A 19,276-nucleotide genomic window follows, 5' to 3' on the forward strand; every position below is an offset into this window, starting at 1 on the left:
AGAGAATCGATCTACTTGAGAATTGGATTAATTTAAAGCGATCGATTTCAGCCATCACCTATGATTAAATACTTTTCTACCAGATTAACTAATTGCTGGTTGAAATTGGGGTAATTTAAGCACAAAAGTTGTGGCAAAGATCTCTGAATCGCAATCTAAAGGCTCGCTGGTAACATCAATTTTACCGTTTAGGTGTTCTACTAAATACTGTACCAAAGCTAGCCCTAAACCTGTTCCCGGTACGGCGCGGTCGGTAACTCCTTGTCCCCTTCTAAATTTATCAAAAATATGAGGTAGTTCTTCTGGAGTAATTCCCGCGCCAAGATTGGCAATTTTAATGACAATATTTTTGCCTTTTAATGTGGCTTGACTTTCGATGTTCAGCTCAATGATAGTATCGACTGCCGAATATTTACCAGCGTTTAAAAGTAATTCATTGAGAATATGGGTCAAACTATCTACATCTGTATTAATTATCAGATCGGACTCAGAAATTTTAGTTTCTAGACTAATACCTTTATTTACGTGCCATTTCTCTTGAAAAGCTCGGGCTAAATTATCAATAGTGTGATTGAGATTGAGTTCTTGGGGAGTATAGGTTAGTTCTCCTGACTCTACTTCTTGGAGAGTTAATAAGTCTTTGATTAAGCTATATTCTCGATTCCATTCTTGTTCTAAGATATTGAGATATTTCTCTTTCATATCGGGAGAAATCTGCGCTTGACGCAACATCATGATCGCCATTTTCATGCTGGTTAGAGGAGTTTTCAACTCATGACTCATACTGCTCATGAAATCATCTTTCAACTGATTTAATTTCTGCAATCGTTCGATGTTGTGGCGCATTTTTTCTGAGAGTTTTGCCTGAACGTCGAGACTCCATTTTAATTGAGCGGTACGTTCTTCAACAATTGACTGTACTTGATTCAAAGTTTGATGATGAACGATCGCCGTGCTAACTTGGACGCTGATCCAGTCGATCAAATCTAATTCATCTTCCGACCAAGAATGAAACGAGTCATGTTGTAAAACTAAAAATCCCCAAACTACGGCAGGAGATGTTTCGCTGTTCTTTTTGCCCATTAAAGGCATCATCAATAAAGCAGAACCCTTAGTTTGAATCGAATCGGGTATATTTTCAGCTACTAGATCGGGAAACTTGGTATCAGATTCAAAGCACAAATATTGCGGTGCAGTTTGCCAAGCCTGTTGACAAAGATCGGAATGACTAAAACTGAAAAACTTTTTAGTCTGAGAATCCAAACTATCCCTCTCAGCCGAATATTCACAAGCAATTTCTACTGTTCCCCGAATAGATTTATTCCCGCGTCGATTTTTGGCTTGTAGAGGATTTTGATATTTCAACATTAAAACCATTCCCCGATCTAACTGCAAAGTATTGCAGATCTGGGTCAAACAATTTTTAAATAACAAGTCAGGATGAGAAATATGAGCGATCTCTCGACTCAAATTTCTTAGTAAAGACTGATGTTTATTTTTAGTACGTGCTTGTTGTTGGAGTTTAGTTTGAGAAATTGCGATCGCCATTGAATCTGAAATGTGGGTTAATATTTCTTGTTCGGAGTTAGTCCATTGAGCAGCGCTAGACTTGAATAATAAGATTAAACCGTTAATTTGATACTGAGTTTGAGTTTCTACTCCCAGCAATGTTTGAGTGGGAAATCTTTCTGAGAGTAGGTTTTGGACTTGACTGAGAACGCCATCAATTAAGGATAAATTTGTTAAGTAATCTATAACCTCCTTTGGAAGTAACCCAGAATCTTGTTCTTTGCACCAATAATTAATTTTATTGGGTTGATTATCTGTAGCGGATACTATCACACAGATATCCGCCGACAATAAGTTGCCAACTTGACTTGCCACATCTGACAAAATACGATCGCAATTCTGACTTTTTAAAATAATTTGCAGAATATTGCTAACCATCTGCTCAATCTGGATTGAGTGTTGCATGGTGCTAGACGAATCTCGCTGTTCCATAGTCAGATTGGGGATTACGGCTGGTGACGATTGAAAAAAATACCTATTGGGTTGATTCATCACAAATTTTATGACTTATTCCCTGCTAAAGAGGAAATAAGGATTGCCTCTTTAGCAGTCCAAAACTTTTTCTCTTCAGAATTAGCATTCCCATTTTTAATATTTTTTTACCAGGGTAATGGTTTTTCTGACAAAATGCTTTCTAGTTTTCGGTCAAAAATAAGGAGCGATAATTCATAATTGGTGCGATCAATTAATTGATTAAATAACTGCATTTTAGGATTACTTATAATAATCAAAAATGTCTAAATCCTTTATTTATATTTAATGTTTTTTCGAGATCTGGAGATTCCTGTAGAGCAATTTTGATTTCTTTGCCATCAGTGATTTTACCGATAATTTTGGCATCATTTCCCAATTTTTCAACTAATAATAAAGCATGATTTTGAGGAAGGCATAAAACCAATTCAAAATCTTCTCCTCCATAGAGCAAATACTCTTGGGCTTGTTCTAATCCTACTAATTTTATTAATCCCGAAAAAACTTTTAAATTAGTCAGATTAATTATTGCTCCCACATTACTATTTTCACATATTTGAATAACAGCATCTGCTAGTCCATCACTACTATCCATTCCCGCAATTGCAATACTATCGGGAATTTGAGTTAAATACGGTAGGACATCTAATCTAGGTAAGGGTCTTTGATGCGCTTTAATTAACCTTTGAAATTCGATTGGCTCTAAATTATTTTCCTGGTTGGGATGGAGTAATAACTCCAATCCGCCACGAGACAAACCATGCAAGCCAGTAACCAAGATCGCATCTCCAGGGCGTGCAGAGGAACGAAGCAGGGCTTTTTGAGGGCTTACTTCCCCAAAAGCAGTAATAGCGATAGTAGTAACAGTAGAACGGCAGATATCCCCACCGACAAGGGGTGTGGGATATAAATTTAAACAGCCATCAATCCCCCGATAAATTTCTTCTACCCAATCGACCTCTTTATCTCCTGGCAAAGATAAACCGACAGTAATTCCTAAAGGAGTCGCCCCCATAGCAGCCAAATCCGATAAATTAGCAGCTGTAGCGCGCCAACCCACATCGTATGGAGAGGTAGTGCGATCGCTAAAATGAACTCCATCCACCAAGACATCCGTAGTAACCACCAGAGATTTATGGGGATCGGTAGTTAAAATTGCCCCATCATCTCCTACTACATCTACTGGACAATAACGTTGCAACCTTTCTAATAAACCCCGTTCTCCCAAATCTTTAACTAAAAGAGATTTATCGCCCATTTTCTTGGCTTGTAGTTTTTAGGGTGGGCAACTAATTGAGTATTGCCCACCATCAGTAATCAGTAATGACTAACTTGGTTCTTGCAAATTATCAATTCCATCGACTACCTTGGCAGAAATAATGCGATCGCCCGCAGTTAATTCTTCTAAGACTTCTTTACCTTCAATTAAATAACCAAAGACAGAATAACGACCGTCCATTAAGTTATAACCAGGAGGAGTAATTTCTGTATCAAATTTAAAGAAGAAAAATTGTGAAGATCCTCCATTAGGATCGTCAGCAGGACGGGCTAAAGCCATTGCACCATAAGCATTAAACGGAATTGCAGGTACATCCAAATAACGACCCAGTTCTTCTAAAGTTTCGCCATAAACGGGCAGATCGTCGCCTTTTACTAGCACTTCCATGGGAATAGCTCGATATTCCTTAGTTTTAGGATCGATGAAACCATCAGCTTCTCCAGGGGGATCGCCAGCTTGCAGGATATAGAAGTCTTCAGCACGATTGAAGTCCAAGCCATCATAGAAGCCACGATTGACTAAATCGATAAAATTACCACCATTAATGGGCGCGCTATAACCATCAACGACCACAGTCAGATCTCCCTTATTGGTTTTCATCTCTACTGTAGCTCGACCCAAAAGTTGTGGTAGATAGCTATATTCCTCTGGTACTTCAAAAGGAAAATCAGTCACCATCAACTGTTCGAGATCGCCGACTAGATCGAGTAGTTCTCTTCTTTTAAGGTAAGTACCTTCGCGGTCTTTATTGTCGATAATTTCTCGGATTTCTTCAATTCCTTCAGTCAAGCGTTGTATTAGGACTTCTGCTTGAGGTTGACTATCTTCGGGAATACTGGCTAAAAGTTTATCACGACCATAACCCAAGACAGAATTTGCCTCGTTGAGATCTTTACCGATATTTTTCCAACGTTTGCCCCGCAGTTGATTGGAAATATCTTCTAAGCTTTTTTGAAGTTTTCTAACAGAATCGTTTTCTATTGGTAACGAATATTGAAGAATAGCTCTAGGGTCAGTAACAGCATCTCCTTGAGCTAGAATAGCCGATGCTTGAGGTTGCCAACCTAATAAGCTACTAGTAAAAATTGTCAAAGCTATGACCGAGGTTAAAGCTCGGTTAGCTAACCAAAGCTGGCATCGTTTTAAAAGTATATTTTTTTTCGTATTCATAAATTGTATCCCGATCGCAGTGCGGACGGAGAAATAACCAAACCTACTAAGGTGTATGTTCTTAGTATTCGCTCTCTCTTGTCAACATTTCCTTACCACTAAAGACCATAAATTCTTGACTTGTAAAAGATGCAAAACTTGGCACTTTTTCGGTGCAGCCCTCATCAGGTACAATTAAATGTCGATCTCTAAGCACATATTTTTAGCTTCATGATTTCTAGTAATGACTTTCGCACAGGGGTTACTGTCGAGCTTGATGGCTCTGTTTGGCGAGTAGTAGAGTTCCTTCACGTAAAACCAGGTAAGGGTTCTGCTTTCGTGAGAACAAAACTCAAAAATGTCCAGTCAGGAAACACAGTAGAAAAAACTTTCCGCGCTGGTGAAACTGTACCCCAGGCAAATTTGGAAAAGCGTAATATGCAGTATACCTATAAAGACGGCGATGAATATGTCTTTATGGATATGCAAACCTATGAAGAGACTCGTATGAATATTGAGAGTTTAGGCGATCGTACTAATTTTCTTAAGGAAGAAATGGAAGTCAACGTCATCTTTTGGGATGAGAGAGTTTTAGAAGTAGAACTACCTACTTCGGTAGTTTTAGAAATTACCGATACCGATCCTGGAGTCAAAGGCGATACTGCTACGGGAGGAACTAAACCCGCTACTGTGGAAACTGGAGCGCAGGTAATGGTTCCTTTGTTTATTTCCATTGGTGAAAAAATTAAAGTTGATACTCGTGACGGTTCTTATTTAGGTAGAGAAAATTGACCGCTAATTTCTACTCTGTTTAAATCAATCACTCCCTCTCTATGATAAATGTCATCGGACATAACTATCTTAGAGAGATTTTAAAATTACTAGAATTACGGTTGTATAGTTTGTGTCTATAAATTTCCAAGAACTCCAGGACTTGCTAGGGGCGATCTCTCAAACCGACATCACGGAGTTGATTCTCAAAAATGATGATTTTGAATTAACTGTACGCAAGGAAACAGGAGTAGTTGCTGTTCCACAATTGACAACATCGACTACTCCAACCGTTGTGGAAACAACTGTTCCCACAGCAGTACAGACTCCCGTAGCGGTGACTAACGAACCCCCCGAATCGACCTCGACTCCAGCAGTTGATGATAGAAAATGGGTAGATATTACTTCTCCCATGGTCGGAACATTTTATTCTGCTCCAGCTCCAGACGAAGACCCTTTTGTCGCAGTTGGCGATCGCATTAACAAAGGCGATACTGTATGTATCATTGAAGCAATGAAGTTGATGAATGAAATTGAGGGAGAAGTGGTGGGACAAATTATGGAAATCTCAGTAGAAAATGGCGAACCAGTTGAGTTCGGACAAGTTTTGATGAGAATTAATCCTGCCTGACACTTCATAGCCAAAAACCAGATAAATAACTAATGGAAGTTCTGACAATTGTATTATCGGGATTGTTGTCTTTAGCATCTAGTGGAGGCATAATTGCCGATAGCGTTGCAGCTAGTAGAATTCGCTCTCAGATAATTAGTTTGGAGGAGCAAAAAATTAGGATAGACAATAGCCCTAATTATGCAGTTGCTGGAGGAAAACTACAAAAAGTTAGAATTGCTACCAGGGGTTCAAAAATCAAGCCCGATCTGAGAATAGAAGCCTTGGAGTTGGAAACAGATCGAGTAGACCTCAATCTCAAACGATTAAATCTCGACAGTATTGATGAATTAAGGCGATCATTAAATCGACCCTTCCAAGGTGCGGTGAGACTGGTTTTAACTGAAGTCGATCTCAATCGTGCCTTAAAATCCCCCTTAATTTTAGATAGAATCCAAAAAATTCTCAATCGTCTCATCATCAGTAAAGCTGGTTCTACCAACATTGCCTATAAGTTACTCGATCTTAAGTTGGAATTACGTCCCCAAAATCGACTGGGAGTAAAATTTAAACTGAGTAGATCCCGTAGTGCTTTTGAAACCGATCGCCATTCTGGAACTTCGAGATCTAGAGAATTGGTCATGGAGTTGGAGTTAGGAGTTCGGGTTGTTAATGGTAAGACGATTGCCTTGATAGAACCTCAGGGTACTGTTAACGGTCGTCCTATGTCCCCTCGCTTATTAAACGGTTTTGCCATCGGCATTAGCGATCGCCTAGATTTAGGTTCGTTGTCACGAGACGGAATTTTAGCGCGTATCTTACAATTAGAGATCGATGAGGACAAAGTAGAGTTGGCTAGTTTTTTTAAACTGGAAACAAAAAACCCTTGATTGTCTTCACAGTAGATTAAAGAAGTATTAATTTATTAAGACTTTTTATTTTTATTTCTCTACCTAATTTTTCTTAAGCAGGAGCATAATCCATGCAGGATAATAACAAAAATCGTTTTTCCATTCCTGTAGTAGCAGCAATTACAGGACTCATCTTGGCTGCGGGAGGCGGTGCTGCTTGGTGGGCAAAATCATCTCTCAACGACCCACCTCAGGTAACTCAGTCCGATCCTTCTCCTATAGTTCAAGAAGATCTTCCCACTGTACCCAAACCGATTACCCAAGACAAAGTAGTTGAGGTCTATTGGCTCAATCCGAGCGATGATAGCGTTAAATTGGCTGCCAATACCATGACTTTTCAGAAGTCGATTAAATCCGAGCGCGTCTTGGAAACAGCATTAGAAACTCTTTTGACCAATCCACCTGAAGATTCGGCTCACACTACAGCTATTCCTCCAGGGACTAAGTTATTGGGAGTCACCATAGACGATAGAGGAATTAAGCTAAATCTATCTAAAGAATTTGCCAGTGGTGGTGGAAGTGCTTCTATGACCAGCAGATTGGCACAGGTTATTTATACCGCTACCAGTTCTAGCAATGGCGATCGCGTTTGGATTAACATCGAAGGTAAGCCATTGGAAAAGCTTGGAGAAGAAGGATTGATAATTAATCAACCAATGACTAGAGAGGATTTTAAGAATAACTTTACCCTCTAAGTTATCAGTTATTAAATAAAAGATTTTATAGTCTCTATTTAGAAGAGATTGAATTAGTTTGCTTAACAATGCGATCGAAGTACCAATTTAATAAGGGTGCCAGGGGACTATGTAGTCGATTCAACCAAGTTAATTCTGTTCCTGGGGCGATCGCAAAACGCCCTCGATCTATTCCCCGAAGGATTTCGATCGCTACAGCTTCGGCAGACCAAACTTTAGCCGTAGCCGTAATGTTTTTGGTTTCGGGGGGTTTGATTTTGCTTTCTGCTGCTAGTTGAGGAGTATCAGTGTCGGGAGGATAAACAATGGCGACTCCCACTCCCTTTGGTTTAAGCTCGCCTCGTAAGGACTCTGCTAATCCTCTAAGAGCAAATTTGGAAGGGCAATAAGCTGTATAACCATAGATGCCGATTAGACCCGCCCCAGAAGAAATTAAGACTATCTTCCCCATCCCTGCTTCTTCCATAGCGGGTAAGGCTGCTTTGATGGCGTATAGAGAACCAAAATAATTGACTGCCATAGTCTTTTCAAAAACTTCCAGGGGAATTTCCTCAAAATAGCCAGGATGAGCGATTCCTGCGGAAGTAATTAATAGTTCTGGGGTTCCTAGGTTCGCGATCGCATTCTGAATTGCAGTTGTGATTTGTTGCCGTTGAGAGACATCTGCGACAAAAATTAATATTTGTTGTTGAGGATTGATAGTCAGTGCCTGTATTTCTTTTTGGGCTAGGACTAGTTTAGAGCGATCGCGAGCAATCAAAGAAATATTTGCACCCCGTTGTGCTAATAATTTGGCAGTAGCTTTGCCAATACCACTAGATCCACCTGTAACGATTGCGTGTTTCATAATTGCTAATTGCTAATGTCAAAACTTATAAATCAAGATTAATATAGAAAAGTATTTTTTCTTATTTTAAAATTTCATTTATGGTAGCGATACGTTATCCCAATTTATTTAAAACCATAAGAAAATGGATAAGTAAAATTACGGTAGCAATATTAATATTATTAGTTAATTTATATATTTATAGTTCAAAGATAGAACCCAATTGGATTGAGATTGTACCGATAAATTTAACAATTCCTAATTTAAGTCCAGCATTTAATGATTTCAAAATAGTCCAGATTAGCGATCTGCATACCAGTCAATTTATGCCAGATCAAAGACTAAATAAAATTATTGAACTAGTAAATCAGCAAAATTCAGATGCGATCGCAATTACAGGAGATATTATTACTAAACGAAGATCTTTTGATGCTAAAAAACTAAGGGAAAATCTAAGCAAACTAGTATCTAAAGATGGTACTTTTTCCGTTTTAGGCAATCACGACCATTGGGGAAAACAAACCAATCGACTCAAAAAAACCCTTAAAAAAAGTAACATTAATAATTTAGACAATCAAGTTTATGTTATCAAACGAGGGAGCGAAAAATTGGCTATTGCAGGAATTGACGATCCCTATTGGGGTCAACCCGATTTAGAGAGAGTAATCGAACGACTACCAGATAGTACCCCCGCAATATTACTAGTTCACGAACCAGATTACATCGAAACAAGTGCCAAAACGTACAAGTTTGACCTTCAGCTATCAGGACATTCCCACGGGGGTCAAATTCGTCTTCCTTTCTTCGATCCTCTGGTATTACCACCTGGAGGGAGAAAATATTTTATCGGTCTAAATCGAGTCGAAGATACTCTGGAATATACCAATCGTGGTTTAGGAATGACAGGCTTATCTTTTCGCTTTAATAGTCGTCCTGAAATTACTGTCTTTACTCTTCATAGCACTAGTTATTAGTTATTAGTTATTAGTTATTAGTTATTAGTTATTCAACTCCTGTGGCAATTTGAATGACCTGCATCAAGTCTTTAATACTACGACATTTGGCAGGGAGCAAACAAGGATAGACGTTCAAACCTTCAATTTGATTTGCGGCTTCGGTTGTTTTGGTGTCTAGGGTAATTAAAGGTAAGGCTGACAGATATTTAGACTCTTGGAGCGATCGCAAATATAAATCGGGATGGGCTATTTGATAACCATCTAATACTATGACATCTAATTGCCAGATACGAGCCAGGGTATGGGCTTGTTCCAAACCATCAGCTTCAATAATACGATGTCGATAATAAGACTGGGGTTGACTGTTGTTCGACCAATGTTGTTCTGCCCAATCTTTGAGATTAAAATCTAAAGCACTATTATTCCCTACCGCGCGATCGATAACTTCTGGTTCGGGATAAAGACATAAAACAGTAAGATTTTTGGGGACGTTATCTTTAATCGTTTGAGGGAGATGGGATTTTGCAGCTAAAATATCTGCTTCAGGATTAGCTATGGGTAATAGTACGGTAAACGCACAATTATTATTTGCCGAATAAATACTATTAATATTTCCTTGAATTGTTTCTGCTAGATATTTGGCGATAATTAAGTTTAAGCCAACCCCCGAATTAAATGAATCTGTACTTTGGGTTGATTCAGAGGAGACGGAAATATCAGCTAGATTATTACCTACCGTAATGGCTATTAGTTCAGATTTTTGCTGGATTTTAATCTCGATCGCACAAGAAGTTCCTTCGATAAACTCGAAAGTTTCCCACAATAAATGAGTCAAAATACTAGACAAGCGAGATCTATCGGCGATCGCTTTTTTCCATCCAGGTTCTATATTTAACTCTAGTTTTGAAGTTACAATCGCTAAATTTGATTCCCTAGGTTCTACTAGTTCAACCTTAGTTATTATTTGCTGATAAACCTGACGACACAAAGATTCTAGATCGATCTTTTCTAATTTTGGTTCTAAATTTCCTGCGGTTAAATTAGTAAGCTCGATTAAACTGTTAACAATTGAGATTAGCTTTTGTCCGCTGTTATAAATCAACTGGGAATAATGGGCTTGACGCTGATTGAGTCTTCCTAGTTTTTCACTATTGAGCAACTTAGATAAACCGATAATACCCGTTAGGGGAGATTTTAGTTCGTGGCTAATGCTTGACAATAAGTTATCTATTGTTGATGTTTTAGCAGCAGGAACAGAATTTGCGCGTTGGCTATCGCCAGATTCTAATAATGATGATTTTATCCCTAACACTAACCAATTTAAGGTTGTTGCTGTCTCTAAATGCCGTTTATTTAATGTTAAAGGAATTTTGATATAGTTCCATTCTATTCCCCGTTCGATCTTGAAGGAACAGTTGGCGACAGATTTGTGTTGTAAGTTGTCTATCAGACAAGATATTGCTAGATTATCAACATATTCAATAACGGGTTGTTGTAGCTTTGAAGTTTCTCTGTTTGAATCAGCTAGATTAGTTTTTTTCCAGAAACAATCAGATCGATCTGGGGAATAGTATTTATCTCCCAAACAACAAAAGTCATCCGCGCTATTTATTTGTTCGTGTTGTTCTCCACTATTTTGTTGAAGTGCATCAAATTGTTTTTCTATCCACCAATTAGCAATAGAAATATTTGATTTTGGCGATTGAGGTAAATGTTTTTCGCGATTATGAGAAATTAATTTTTGCCAACATTGATTGAGATAATAGTCTTTGTTTTCAGCAGTTTCTATTTTGAGGGGTAATGAGAGATTATCTAATAAATCTAATAAAGAAATTGACGAATTTGATAGTCGAGGACTCGTAGTGTATCGATCGAATCTAGATGCCAAATATCTCAGTAACTTATCTTTATCTAGTTTTCCTTGTAATTTTCCCGCTGCATTGACAATCAAATATTTATCTTGATTCCTATGGAGAGAATCATTATGTAAAAATTGCAAAAAGTCCTCTAATCTAGTATCCCCTTGGCAAATAATTGCAGGTTCAATCAGATAATGAAAATCTTCAATTGTATTGAAAGCCAAATTTCTTTGATGAGGAGTCTTTTTGGGATGACTTACCATTGCTACAGGGAGTTTTTGCCAAGATTTAGCTAGTAGAACCAGCAAATTTTGAGAGCTAATTGTACTCCAAGTATTATTTTTCCCAGGTATTGCTAAAGAATGACAGTTTGTTTGATGAAAAATACGCAGAATACTACCCAAATCTGCTTCTGGTTGGCAGATTGCAATAGCACAAGCGAATTCATTTAACGTAAGATCGGAACTAAACATGGATTCTCTGGTTTTTGTCTCCAAAAGCCAACTCCACCAATGATTGTATCTTGGTTTGCCGTCTTATGAAGGGATTTTAACTTAATCGATCGTCGCTAGGTTTGTGATTGATTTAGTTGAATAAATCAATTAAATACTTCTTTTGGTAATTATATTAAAATCCCACAAGATAAAAATTCTATAGGTATCGGTACTATTGTCTTTCATTATGGAAATCAACTGTAGTTATAAACCTGGTTGAATTACAATTCGCAAACAGGCGCAATAAATGTTAACTTTTAATTAATGTATATTTAGGTATAAGCCAGCGTTATATGATTGTTATCAGATGGTAGCAATCTAAATCCTGTCTCAGTTATCAAAGAGAATTCGAGACGATCGCTCCTTGCTTGGGTAAAGTGCAATCGTCCGTACCTACTGTTGACTATTGATTAGAAGACACTAGCAGCCGTCAAGTAAAATTTAATCTAGCAATGTCAGATTATCAAAACCAGCATTTTTCTTCCAATTGTGGCTCTGTGTCGACTAAATTACAGATTTGTTTATTTTCTACCCAACCCCAATTTACTCAGTCTGTGGCTCAACTATTGAATAGCGATCGCTATGAATTAAAATGTTTTAGCTTGACGGAGGAACTGGTAAATTTTACAACCGACCATAAAGAGCAGATAGACTGTATTGTGCTGGTCAATAATTCTAAGCTCGGAAATACTCTAGAGCAACTATGGCAATCAAAAATGTTGTTTCCCATAGTAATTGTCGAAACAGATCAACCCAGCGAGATCGAGAATCTTCAAGAGCGAGAATCTGAGATATCCTTTTGTCATATTGATGACAGTAACATTATTTATCATCAAGCAGAAATTTGTTTGTATCCAACTCAGTTAAAAGAAATTAGCTCTTATATAAATTTAGCTATTACTAAATTTATCAGTTTGACACCCAATTCTAAAGTTGATGATTTTCCAGAAGGTAGTCAGCCAGATTTGGAACAAGGAGCGACCAGCTCTTTGATTACTCAGCAGCGGAGATTGACTAACAAAATAAAAGAAAGACTTGGTTATTTGGGGGTCTATTACAAAAGAAATGTTCAAGATTTTTATCGCAATTTATCTTCTCAAGAACAAACAAAACTATTAAATAAATTAAGTTTGAGTTACCGTACTATTTTACTTAATTACTTTGAGGACAATTCGGAAATTAACCAACTAATTGATGAATTTGTCGATCGCGCTTTTTTTGCTGATGTTTCTACTTCCCAGATCTTAGAAATACATATGGATTTAATTGATGAATTTTCTCATCAGCTAAGGCTAGAAGGTCGAAATGATGATATTCTCCTAGATTATCGTCTGGCTTTGATTGATGTAATTGCTCATTTGTGTGAAATGTATCGTCGCTCTATTCCTGGGGAAGATATCTCTTTGAAATTACTGTTTGGAGTAGAATAAACGGTACAGTTTATTAAATTTTTTTATAGTTACTAGTTACTACTACACAAGAAATAAAGTTATTAATAAATATTATGGATCAATTCAGAAAAACCTACATACTAAAGTTGTACGTAGCAGGAAATACGCCGAACTCAGTTAGAGCTTTGAAAACTTTAAAAAATATTCTGGAAAAAGATTTTCAAGGAGTATATGCTCTAAAAGTAATTGATGTTTTAAAAAATCCTCAATTGGCAGAAGAAGATAAAATTTTAGCGACTCCAACTTTGTCGAAAGTTTTACCACCTCCCGTACGCAAAATCATTGGAGATCTCAGCGATCGCGAAAAAGTTTTGATTGGTTTGGACTTATTATATGAAGAAATACGCGAACGAGAACTATAAGCAAAAATTTCAAACTTATAAATAAATAGATTAAGTATGTCGTAAAATATTATACTGACCTACAAAATCACCTTAACCAATGTTTAGTGGTAAGGGATCTGATTTTTCCACCTAAGTTTTAGATGAACGAACTAAATCCTAATAATCAGCCACAACAACCTGCTCTAGCAAATAAAGGCGTTCGTAAGACACGCACCATGATTGAAGGATTTGACGAAATCACTCATGGCGGTTTGCCCATTGGTAGAACCACTTTAGTCAGTGGGACATCGGGTACGGGTAAAACTCTGCTTGCAGTTCAATTTCTCTATCTGGGAATTAAATTTTTTGATTGTCCTGGTATCTTTGTCACTTTTGAAGAATCACCCAAAGACATTATTGAAAATGCCTGTAGCTTTGGCTGGGATTTACAAGATTTAATCGATCGCGGAAAACTATTCATTTTAGATGCTTCCCCCGATCCTGAAGGTCAAGAAGTAGTAGGAAATTTCGATCTATCCGCGCTGATCGAGCGCATTCAATACGCCATTCGCAAATATAAAGCAAAATTAGTTTCAATTGATTCGGTAACGGCAGTCTTTCAACAGTACGATGCAGCTTCTGTCGTCAGACGCGAAATCTTTCGCCTAGTAGCTCGTCTCAAGCAGCTAGAGGTAACTTCTATCCTAACTACCGAAAGAGTCCAGGAATACGGTCAAATTGCTCGCTTTGGCGTGGAAGAATTTGTTTCTGATAACGTAATTATTATTCGTAATGTCTTAGAAGGAGAACGTCGTCGTCGCACTATTGAAATCCTTAAGCTACGAGGGACGACTCACATGAAGGGAGAATATCCCTTTACCATTACCAATGACGGGATCAATATTTTTCCCCTGGGAGCGATGCGTCTTACTCAACGTTCGTCTAATGTGCGTCGTTCTTCTGGAGTTAAAACTCTGGATAAACTATGCGGAGGGGGTTTCTTTAAAGATTCGATTATCTTAGCTACGGGAGCAACGGGTACGGGTAAGACTCTGTTGGTGAGTAAGTTTTTAGAAGAAGGCTGTCGTCAGGGAGAAAGAGCGGTTTTGTTTGCCTATGAAGAATCGAGAGCGCAATTGTCTCGTAATGCTTCTTCCTGGGGAGTAGATTTTGAAGAAATGGAGCGTAAAGGCTTACTCAAGTTGCTTTGTTGCTATCCCGAATCAGCAGGATTGGAAGATCATTTGCAAATGATCAAATCAGAGATTACAGATTTCAAACCTTCTCGCATTGCGATCGATTCCCTGTCGGCTTTAGCCAGGGGAGTGACAAATAATGCTTTTCGTCAATTTGTCATTGGGGTAACTGGTTATGCCAAACAAGAAGAAATCACGGGTTTCTTTACCAATACCACGGATCAATTCTTGGGAGCAAATTCAATTACAGAATCCCATATCTCTACGATCACAGATACAATTATTCTTTTGCAATATGTAGAAATTCGTGGAGAGATGTCTAGAGCGATGAACGTATTTAAAATGCGTGGCTCGTGGCACGATAAAGGTATCAGGGAATATATAATTAGTTCTGATGCACCAGAAATTCCCTTTATTAAAGAATCGTTCCGCAATTACGAAGGTATCATTAGTGGTTCTCCATCTCGCGTATCCTTCAACGAGAAAAACGAATTGTCGAGAATTGCTCGTAACGTGAAAGATATAAATCTCGATTTTAAAGATGAAGAATAAGTTATGGAGGATTGGCTTCATACTAATCTAGCTATAGAATCTTGGCTCAAAAAGGAGATAAAACCTTTTGCTAACGAAATAGATCGCTCTCCCCAGGCTTTAGCCAAAGCTTTACAAGGCATGAGCGATCGCTCTTTGCTAACTTTAAAAGTTTCTCAAAAGTTGAGCGGGAGGGGTTTAAGCGAATTAGAATATCGTCGTTTGCAGATTAAATTAGCCAGATTTTCTGGTGCTTTGACTTTCTTGCAAACCCAGCATCAAAGTGCGGCAATAATGCTAGCCAATAGTGAAAATACTTCTCTTCAGCAAAAGTATTTACCTTATATGGGGACAGGAAAAATATTGATCGGAGTTGGTTTTTCTCATTTACGTCGCCAGGGAATACCAATGGTATCGGCTAAAGAAACCACTCAAGGTTACGAGATAACAGGGGAAGTACCTTGGATAACTGGCTATAGTTTCTTTAGTAGTTTTATTTTGGGTGCAACTTTGCCCGATGGTAGAGAGATTTACGGCATATTACCTTTGCAAAACCAACTTCAAGATCGAGGGGGTGGCATAAGTATCAGCCCGCCAATGGATTTGATGGCGATCGCTTCTACCAATACCGTCAGTGCCAAAATTGATCGATGGTGGATGGATAGTTCTCAGGTAGTCAGTATTAAGCCAACAGGATCGATTCATCAAAGCAGTCGCCGTAATATTCTCAATCATGGGTGGTATTCTATTGGCTGTGCCTATGCTGGTTTAGATATCCTATTATCTTTAGCCGAAAAGAAACAACTAGGTTTTTTACACGAATCTTGGCAGACTCTTAATTTAGCAGTAAAGCAATCCGAAGAACGAGCGATCGCGCTAATTTCCCAAAAGACAACATCTTACGAGCAAAAGCTTCAACTCCGTAGGGATGTAGTTAATTTAGCCCAACGCTGTAGCCAAGCAGCAGTAATTGCTTCTGGTGGTGCAGCCAATTACTTTAATTCTAGTGCAGCCAGAGTGTATCGCGAGGCATTATTATTTAGCGTTTCAGGACAAACTACTGATGTGATGGAAGTTAGTCTAAAAAAATTGTTGATGTTTGATAGCGGATAGTCGATCTTTTATTTTCAAATCTTTCTCATGGGACTGAAACAAGTTTAAAACAAAAAATCCAGTTTGGGCTTTGTTTGGGCTTGATTTTTGTTTAAGTCCCGTTAATATATACTCGATCGCGTTTTGGCAATTTATTAGTAATTTATTGATGGCTAAAAAATATTTATATGCTTTGTTGATTTGTTTATCTATAGTTGGTTTCATTGTGCCAAAGGTAGCAAAATCTAGTGCCACTGCTTGCGTTTACAATCTAGAAGCTTATCGGGGATTAGAAATGACGCAGTTATCCCAAGAATTAAACAATACGGGGTTAATTGTCAGAATTCATGGTGCAGCAGCCTCCTCGCAAATGTTTGTCATGTCCGTACGCGAACCAGATAACTTTTTTAATCATCGTGAATTTTCTTTACTTGCTGAAAACCTTGAAACAATCGACACCCTGAAGAAAATCAATCGTCATGATTTAGTTTGTGTGGGAGGAAATATTATTACCAATTCTAGTCCTCAGGTACATATCAAAGTAAGCTCGATTCAGGTTTTAGAACCTTGGCAACAGCCAAAGGGTTTTGCCCCTTATAAAAGACAACACAATCTACTCCAAGAATTAAAAGAGCAAAATAGTTTTATTGGCAAAGTACACGCCATTGGCGAGGAGGGAAAAATCCTAGTTGCGGGATACAAAGATTTGGTAATTCCGCTTTTTGTCTCGGCAACAGAATATACCCCAAAACCGGCAACCAACTTAAGACGGGACAGTAGGCAGGGTAAAAGTTTTGGGATTGGATGATTTTCTCGACTTTCTGGGTTGAGGTAATTCACCAATGTTTTCAACAAGATATTCAAACAAGTCAGGAAAATGCTGACCAAAGAGTCTTGATGCAGCAGTAGTGCCATCATTTCTTTTTAAAGCAAAGTTATGAATAACCGTGGCGACTTTTAATCGTGTAGAGGATAATCCTCGTCGGTTATGATGAATTTGAGACAGATATCCATTACGTCCTTCCACGGCAGATGAAGAAGGGTGTGGTCAAAAGTAGTTGGTTCAACAGGCGATCGCTGTTTAGCTTTAACCATCTAATTCGGGTTTTATCCTGAACCATCGAGCGAGATTAGGCAGCAAGATGGCAATGTTTTGATGAGAGGAAAAACTGTCAAAAGATATTGCCATGAATCAAGATTACACCGATATTATCCAACATCTGAGTCAACAGCTATCGTCAGCTATTCAAGAACGAGAAATAGATTTATCTGATTCGGTAAGTCAATTAGATGGATTTGTAGGCGAGCTGTTACGGATAATGGGGTTAAAAGTAATGTCGCTATTATTAAATGCAGAGGCAGAGCAAGCAATAAAAGAAAAGAAAAAGACAGGTTCAGTAATTCATCGTCGTTTGAAGGCTGAATATTCAGTAATTTTTGGTGTTGTTGAACTAGATTCTCCTTATCTATGGAACAAACAAGAACATAAAGGAAACCGTCCTGTTCAAGACAAGTTAGGAATCAAACATCGTGACTTCTCAAAATCACTCACTAGAATTTTGACCGATTTTGGAGCGGAAGAATCATTTGGACAAGCCGCTCAACGTTTTGAAGAACACTATGGCTGGCAAATACAACGAAGCAAAATCAGACGAAAAGTAGAACATATTGGGAAGCTTGCTCTAACTTATGTAGAACAAAGACTAGAGATGTTATCCAAAACCTTTGAGAATCTTACTGCACCAAAAAAAAGAACTGGTTGGAATCGAATTCTGGTCGAATTGGATGGTTGTCATGTTCCCACAGGTATTTCTGTCACCAAGAAAACCGAAGAATTAACTCCAACACGAAAAATCAAAAAACGTCAGCGAGCAAGGGATTGGCGTGAAGTGAGAGTTGGTTTTGCTCGTCCCGTCGAGTCGAAAAAGCAACGAACATTTATTGCTTTAATGGGACAATATCCAGAAGTCGTCAAACACGACCTAGTACGGCTGTAGATCGAGGATTATCAACTTATACTCTAGTCTATGGAATCGCTGATGGAGGCAATGGCTTAAAAGAAGCTCTTGAAGCTAAATTTGACCATTTTCAATTTATTCTTGACCTGCCGCATCTAAAACACCACCTTCATGACACTGCTGATGTTTTAGATTTGAAAGGAAAAGAGCGTTCTATTTGGCTTGATTGTATACTCTCCCTCATTAATCATGGTCGGGTTAAGAAAGTTTTGAGCCATTTAAAAAAATGGTCAGTCAAAGAACAAAACACTGTGGTTAATCTATCCAAGTATTTAAAACGATTCGAAAACTCTATTCATTACGATAAATATCGCTCTTTGGGTCTTCCTATTGGCTCAGGAGAAGTTGAAAGTGCTCATCGCTATATCCCTCAAAAAAGATTAAAAATTCCAGGTGCGACCTGGCATCCAGACAATGTGAATCCAATGTTGGCTCTGAGAATTATTCGAGCCAATAATTGGTGGCATGATTTTTGGATGGCGATCGCCTGTTAAACCAACTACTTTTGACCACACCCATTAGTATTGACTCTAGGAATCAAGTACCATAAAGTTTCTCCCGTTTTTGGGTTCACAAATCCATATACATACAACCATTCATAGCGATGTTGAACTCTTGCTATTGGTCTGACTCCAATCTTTGACCAGACTTTTTTCAATAGTTGTTGTTTTGTTAATAAAGCTTTTCTTCCTCCCGATTGTTTTCGCTTTTTGTTTTTTTGATTCTTAATTCCTTCTTCTCCTGTCCTTCTTCTCCTGTATTGTTATATCTTCTAACTATTTCCTTGCCATAATCATAGTTAATTCCAATAGCGATCGCACTATTTTTAATTGACCAACCTAAAGATATTTTCCACAATAAATGCCATCTTCTTGATTCTACTGAATCTTGACTTTTTAAATATTTGTGTTTTAATTCTTCACTACTGTAATAGTTGGCTAAATAAGCTTTTCTAGGCATCTGTTTCCCAAACTTGCTATTTCTTGTATTGTAAATGGGTTTTGAGAACAGGATTTAGTATGACATCCAGACTTCAAAATTTTATGATAGTCTTCAACCCGCCAACGATAAGTGT

Annotated in this window: 20 protein-coding genes; 12 read left to right on the plus strand and 8 right to left on the minus strand. The window is 38.0% G+C overall.

The features are described from left to right. Positions 1 to 84: 84 nt before the first annotated feature. The 3 genes from I4641_RS11540 to I4641_RS11550 all read right to left on the minus strand — a co-directional run bounded on the left by I4641_RS11540 (position 85) and on the right by I4641_RS11550 (position 4,489). Positions 85 to 2,061 (minus strand): GAF domain-containing sensor histidine kinase, encoded by a 1,977-nt coding sequence (locus I4641_RS11540; protein ID WP_229640677.1) that lies wholly within the window; start codon positions 2,059 to 2,061, stop codon positions 85 to 87. Positions 2,062 to 2,296: 235 nt separating this feature from the next. After that, a complete protein-coding gene (gene thiL / locus I4641_RS11545; RefSeq protein ID WP_229640678.1) occupies positions 2,297 to 3,298 on the minus strand; it encodes a thiamine-phosphate kinase in 1,002 nt (333 codons plus the stop codon). A 69-nt stretch (positions 3,299 to 3,367) separates the two neighbouring features. Then, positions 3,368 to 4,489, minus strand: a complete 1,122-nt coding sequence (locus tag I4641_RS11550; RefSeq protein WP_229640679.1) for a peptidylprolyl isomerase — start codon at positions 4,487 to 4,489, stop codon at positions 3,368 to 3,370. Positions 4,490 to 4,699: 210 nt separating this feature from the next. On the opposite strand from I4641_RS11550, the gene efp reads away from it, so the two are divergent. The 4 genes from efp to I4641_RS11570 all read left to right on the plus strand — a co-directional run bounded on the left by efp (position 4,700) and on the right by I4641_RS11570 (position 7,455). After that, positions 4,700 to 5,260, plus strand: coding sequence for an elongation factor P (efp, locus tag I4641_RS11555; protein WP_229640680.1), 561 nt, complete (start codon positions 4,700 to 4,702; stop codon positions 5,258 to 5,260). A gap of 112 nt (positions 5,261 to 5,372) precedes the next feature. Then, a complete protein-coding gene (gene accB / locus I4641_RS11560) occupies positions 5,373 to 5,870 on the plus strand; it encodes an acetyl-CoA carboxylase biotin carboxyl carrier protein (RefSeq protein ID WP_229640681.1) in 498 nt (165 codons plus the stop codon). 32 nt (positions 5,871 to 5,902) lie between these two features. Then, on the plus strand, positions 5,903 to 6,739 hold the full coding sequence (locus I4641_RS11565) for an LmeA family phospholipid-binding protein (RefSeq protein ID WP_229640682.1): 837 nt from the start codon (positions 5,903 to 5,905) through the stop codon (positions 6,737 to 6,739). Between the two features lie 92 nt (positions 6,740 to 6,831). Next, positions 6,832 to 7,455 carry a GerMN domain-containing protein gene (locus I4641_RS11570; protein ID WP_229640683.1) on the plus strand — a complete coding sequence of 208 codons (624 nt, stop codon included), beginning with the start codon at positions 6,832 to 6,834 and terminating at the stop codon, positions 7,453 to 7,455. A 34-nt stretch (positions 7,456 to 7,489) separates the two neighbouring features. Here I4641_RS11570 and I4641_RS11575 read toward each other — a convergent pair whose 3' ends face one another. After that, a complete protein-coding gene (locus tag I4641_RS11575; RefSeq protein ID WP_229640684.1) occupies positions 7,490 to 8,302 on the minus strand; it encodes an SDR family oxidoreductase in 813 nt (270 codons plus the stop codon). 80 nt (positions 8,303 to 8,382) lie between these two features. Here I4641_RS11575 and I4641_RS11580 point away from each other — a divergent pair, with 80 nt between their 5' ends. After that, the gene (locus tag I4641_RS11580; RefSeq protein WP_229640685.1) at positions 8,383 to 9,255 is read left to right on the plus strand and encodes a metallophosphoesterase; all 873 of its coding nucleotides are present in this window, start codon (positions 8,383 to 8,385) and stop codon (positions 9,253 to 9,255) included. 28 nt (positions 9,256 to 9,283) lie between these two features. On the opposite strand, the gene I4641_RS11585 is transcribed toward I4641_RS11580, so the two are convergent. Beyond that, positions 9,284 to 11,569, minus strand: coding sequence for a sensor histidine kinase (locus I4641_RS11585; protein ID WP_229640686.1), 2,286 nt, complete (start codon positions 11,567 to 11,569; stop codon positions 9,284 to 9,286). Between the two features lie 473 nt (positions 11,570 to 12,042). Between I4641_RS11585 and I4641_RS11590 the strand changes: the two genes are divergently transcribed. The 5 genes from I4641_RS11590 (at position 12,043) to I4641_RS11610 (ending at position 16,991) form a co-directional block, all read left to right on the plus strand. Continuing rightward, complete coding sequence (locus tag I4641_RS11590; RefSeq protein ID WP_229640687.1) at positions 12,043 to 13,020, plus strand: circadian clock protein KaiA; 978 nt, start codon at positions 12,043 to 12,045, stop codon at positions 13,018 to 13,020. A 74-nt stretch (positions 13,021 to 13,094) separates the two neighbouring features. Then, positions 13,095 to 13,403, plus strand: a complete 309-nt coding sequence (gene kaiB / locus I4641_RS11595; RefSeq protein ID WP_229640688.1) for a circadian clock protein KaiB — start codon at positions 13,095 to 13,097, stop codon at positions 13,401 to 13,403. A 122-nt stretch (positions 13,404 to 13,525) separates the two neighbouring features. After that, on the plus strand, positions 13,526 to 15,112 hold the full coding sequence (gene kaiC / locus I4641_RS11600; protein WP_229640689.1) for a circadian clock protein KaiC: 1,587 nt from the start codon (positions 13,526 to 13,528) through the stop codon (positions 15,110 to 15,112). A 3-nt stretch (positions 15,113 to 15,115) separates the two neighbouring features. Further along, positions 15,116 to 16,204, plus strand: a complete 1,089-nt coding sequence (locus I4641_RS11605; protein WP_229640690.1) for an acyl-CoA dehydrogenase family protein — start codon at positions 15,116 to 15,118, stop codon at positions 16,202 to 16,204. A 148-nt stretch (positions 16,205 to 16,352) separates the two neighbouring features. Further along, positions 16,353 to 16,991 (plus strand): hypothetical protein, encoded by a 639-nt coding sequence (locus tag I4641_RS11610; protein ID WP_229640691.1) that lies wholly within the window; start codon positions 16,353 to 16,355, stop codon positions 16,989 to 16,991. Here I4641_RS11610 and I4641_RS24165 read toward each other — a convergent pair. Both I4641_RS24165 and I4641_RS11615 read right to left on the minus strand, forming a co-directional pair. Beyond that, the gene (locus I4641_RS24165; RefSeq protein WP_369426773.1) at positions 16,947 to 17,189 is read right to left on the minus strand and encodes a DUF6399 domain-containing protein; all 243 of its coding nucleotides are present in this window, start codon (positions 17,187 to 17,189) and stop codon (positions 16,947 to 16,949) included. The two genes, I4641_RS11610 and I4641_RS24165, sit on opposite strands and share 45 nt — an antisense overlap. Next, positions 17,141 to 17,278: a hypothetical protein gene (locus tag I4641_RS11615; RefSeq protein ID WP_229640692.1), complete on the minus strand. Its 138-nt coding sequence runs from the start codon at positions 17,276 to 17,278 to the stop codon at positions 17,141 to 17,143. Before I4641_RS11615 ends, I4641_RS24165 begins: the two co-directional genes overlap by 49 nt. 92 nt (positions 17,279 to 17,370) lie before the next feature. On the opposite strand from I4641_RS11615, the gene I4641_RS11620 reads away from it, so the two are divergent. Continuing rightward, positions 17,371 to 18,180 (plus strand): hypothetical protein, encoded by an 810-nt coding sequence (locus I4641_RS11620; RefSeq protein ID WP_229640693.1) that lies wholly within the window; start codon positions 17,371 to 17,373, stop codon positions 18,178 to 18,180. 272 nt (positions 18,181 to 18,452) lie between these two features. Next, positions 18,453 to 18,695, plus strand: a complete 243-nt coding sequence (locus I4641_RS11625; RefSeq protein ID WP_229640694.1) for a hypothetical protein — start codon at positions 18,453 to 18,455, stop codon at positions 18,693 to 18,695. A gap of 178 nt (positions 18,696 to 18,873) precedes the next feature. Here the strand turns inward: I4641_RS11625 and I4641_RS11630 are convergent, their stop codons facing one another. After that, positions 18,874 to 19,161: a helix-turn-helix domain-containing protein gene (locus I4641_RS11630; protein ID WP_229640695.1), complete on the minus strand. Its 288-nt coding sequence runs from the start codon at positions 19,159 to 19,161 to the stop codon at positions 18,874 to 18,876. Between the last annotated feature and the right edge of the window lie 115 nt (positions 19,162 to 19,276).

The sequence above is a fragment of the Waterburya agarophytonicola KI4 genome (assembly GCF_020640915.1).
GTDB classification, from domain to species: domain Bacteria; phylum Cyanobacteriota; class Cyanobacteriia; order Cyanobacteriales; family Xenococcaceae; genus Waterburya; species Waterburya agarophytonicola.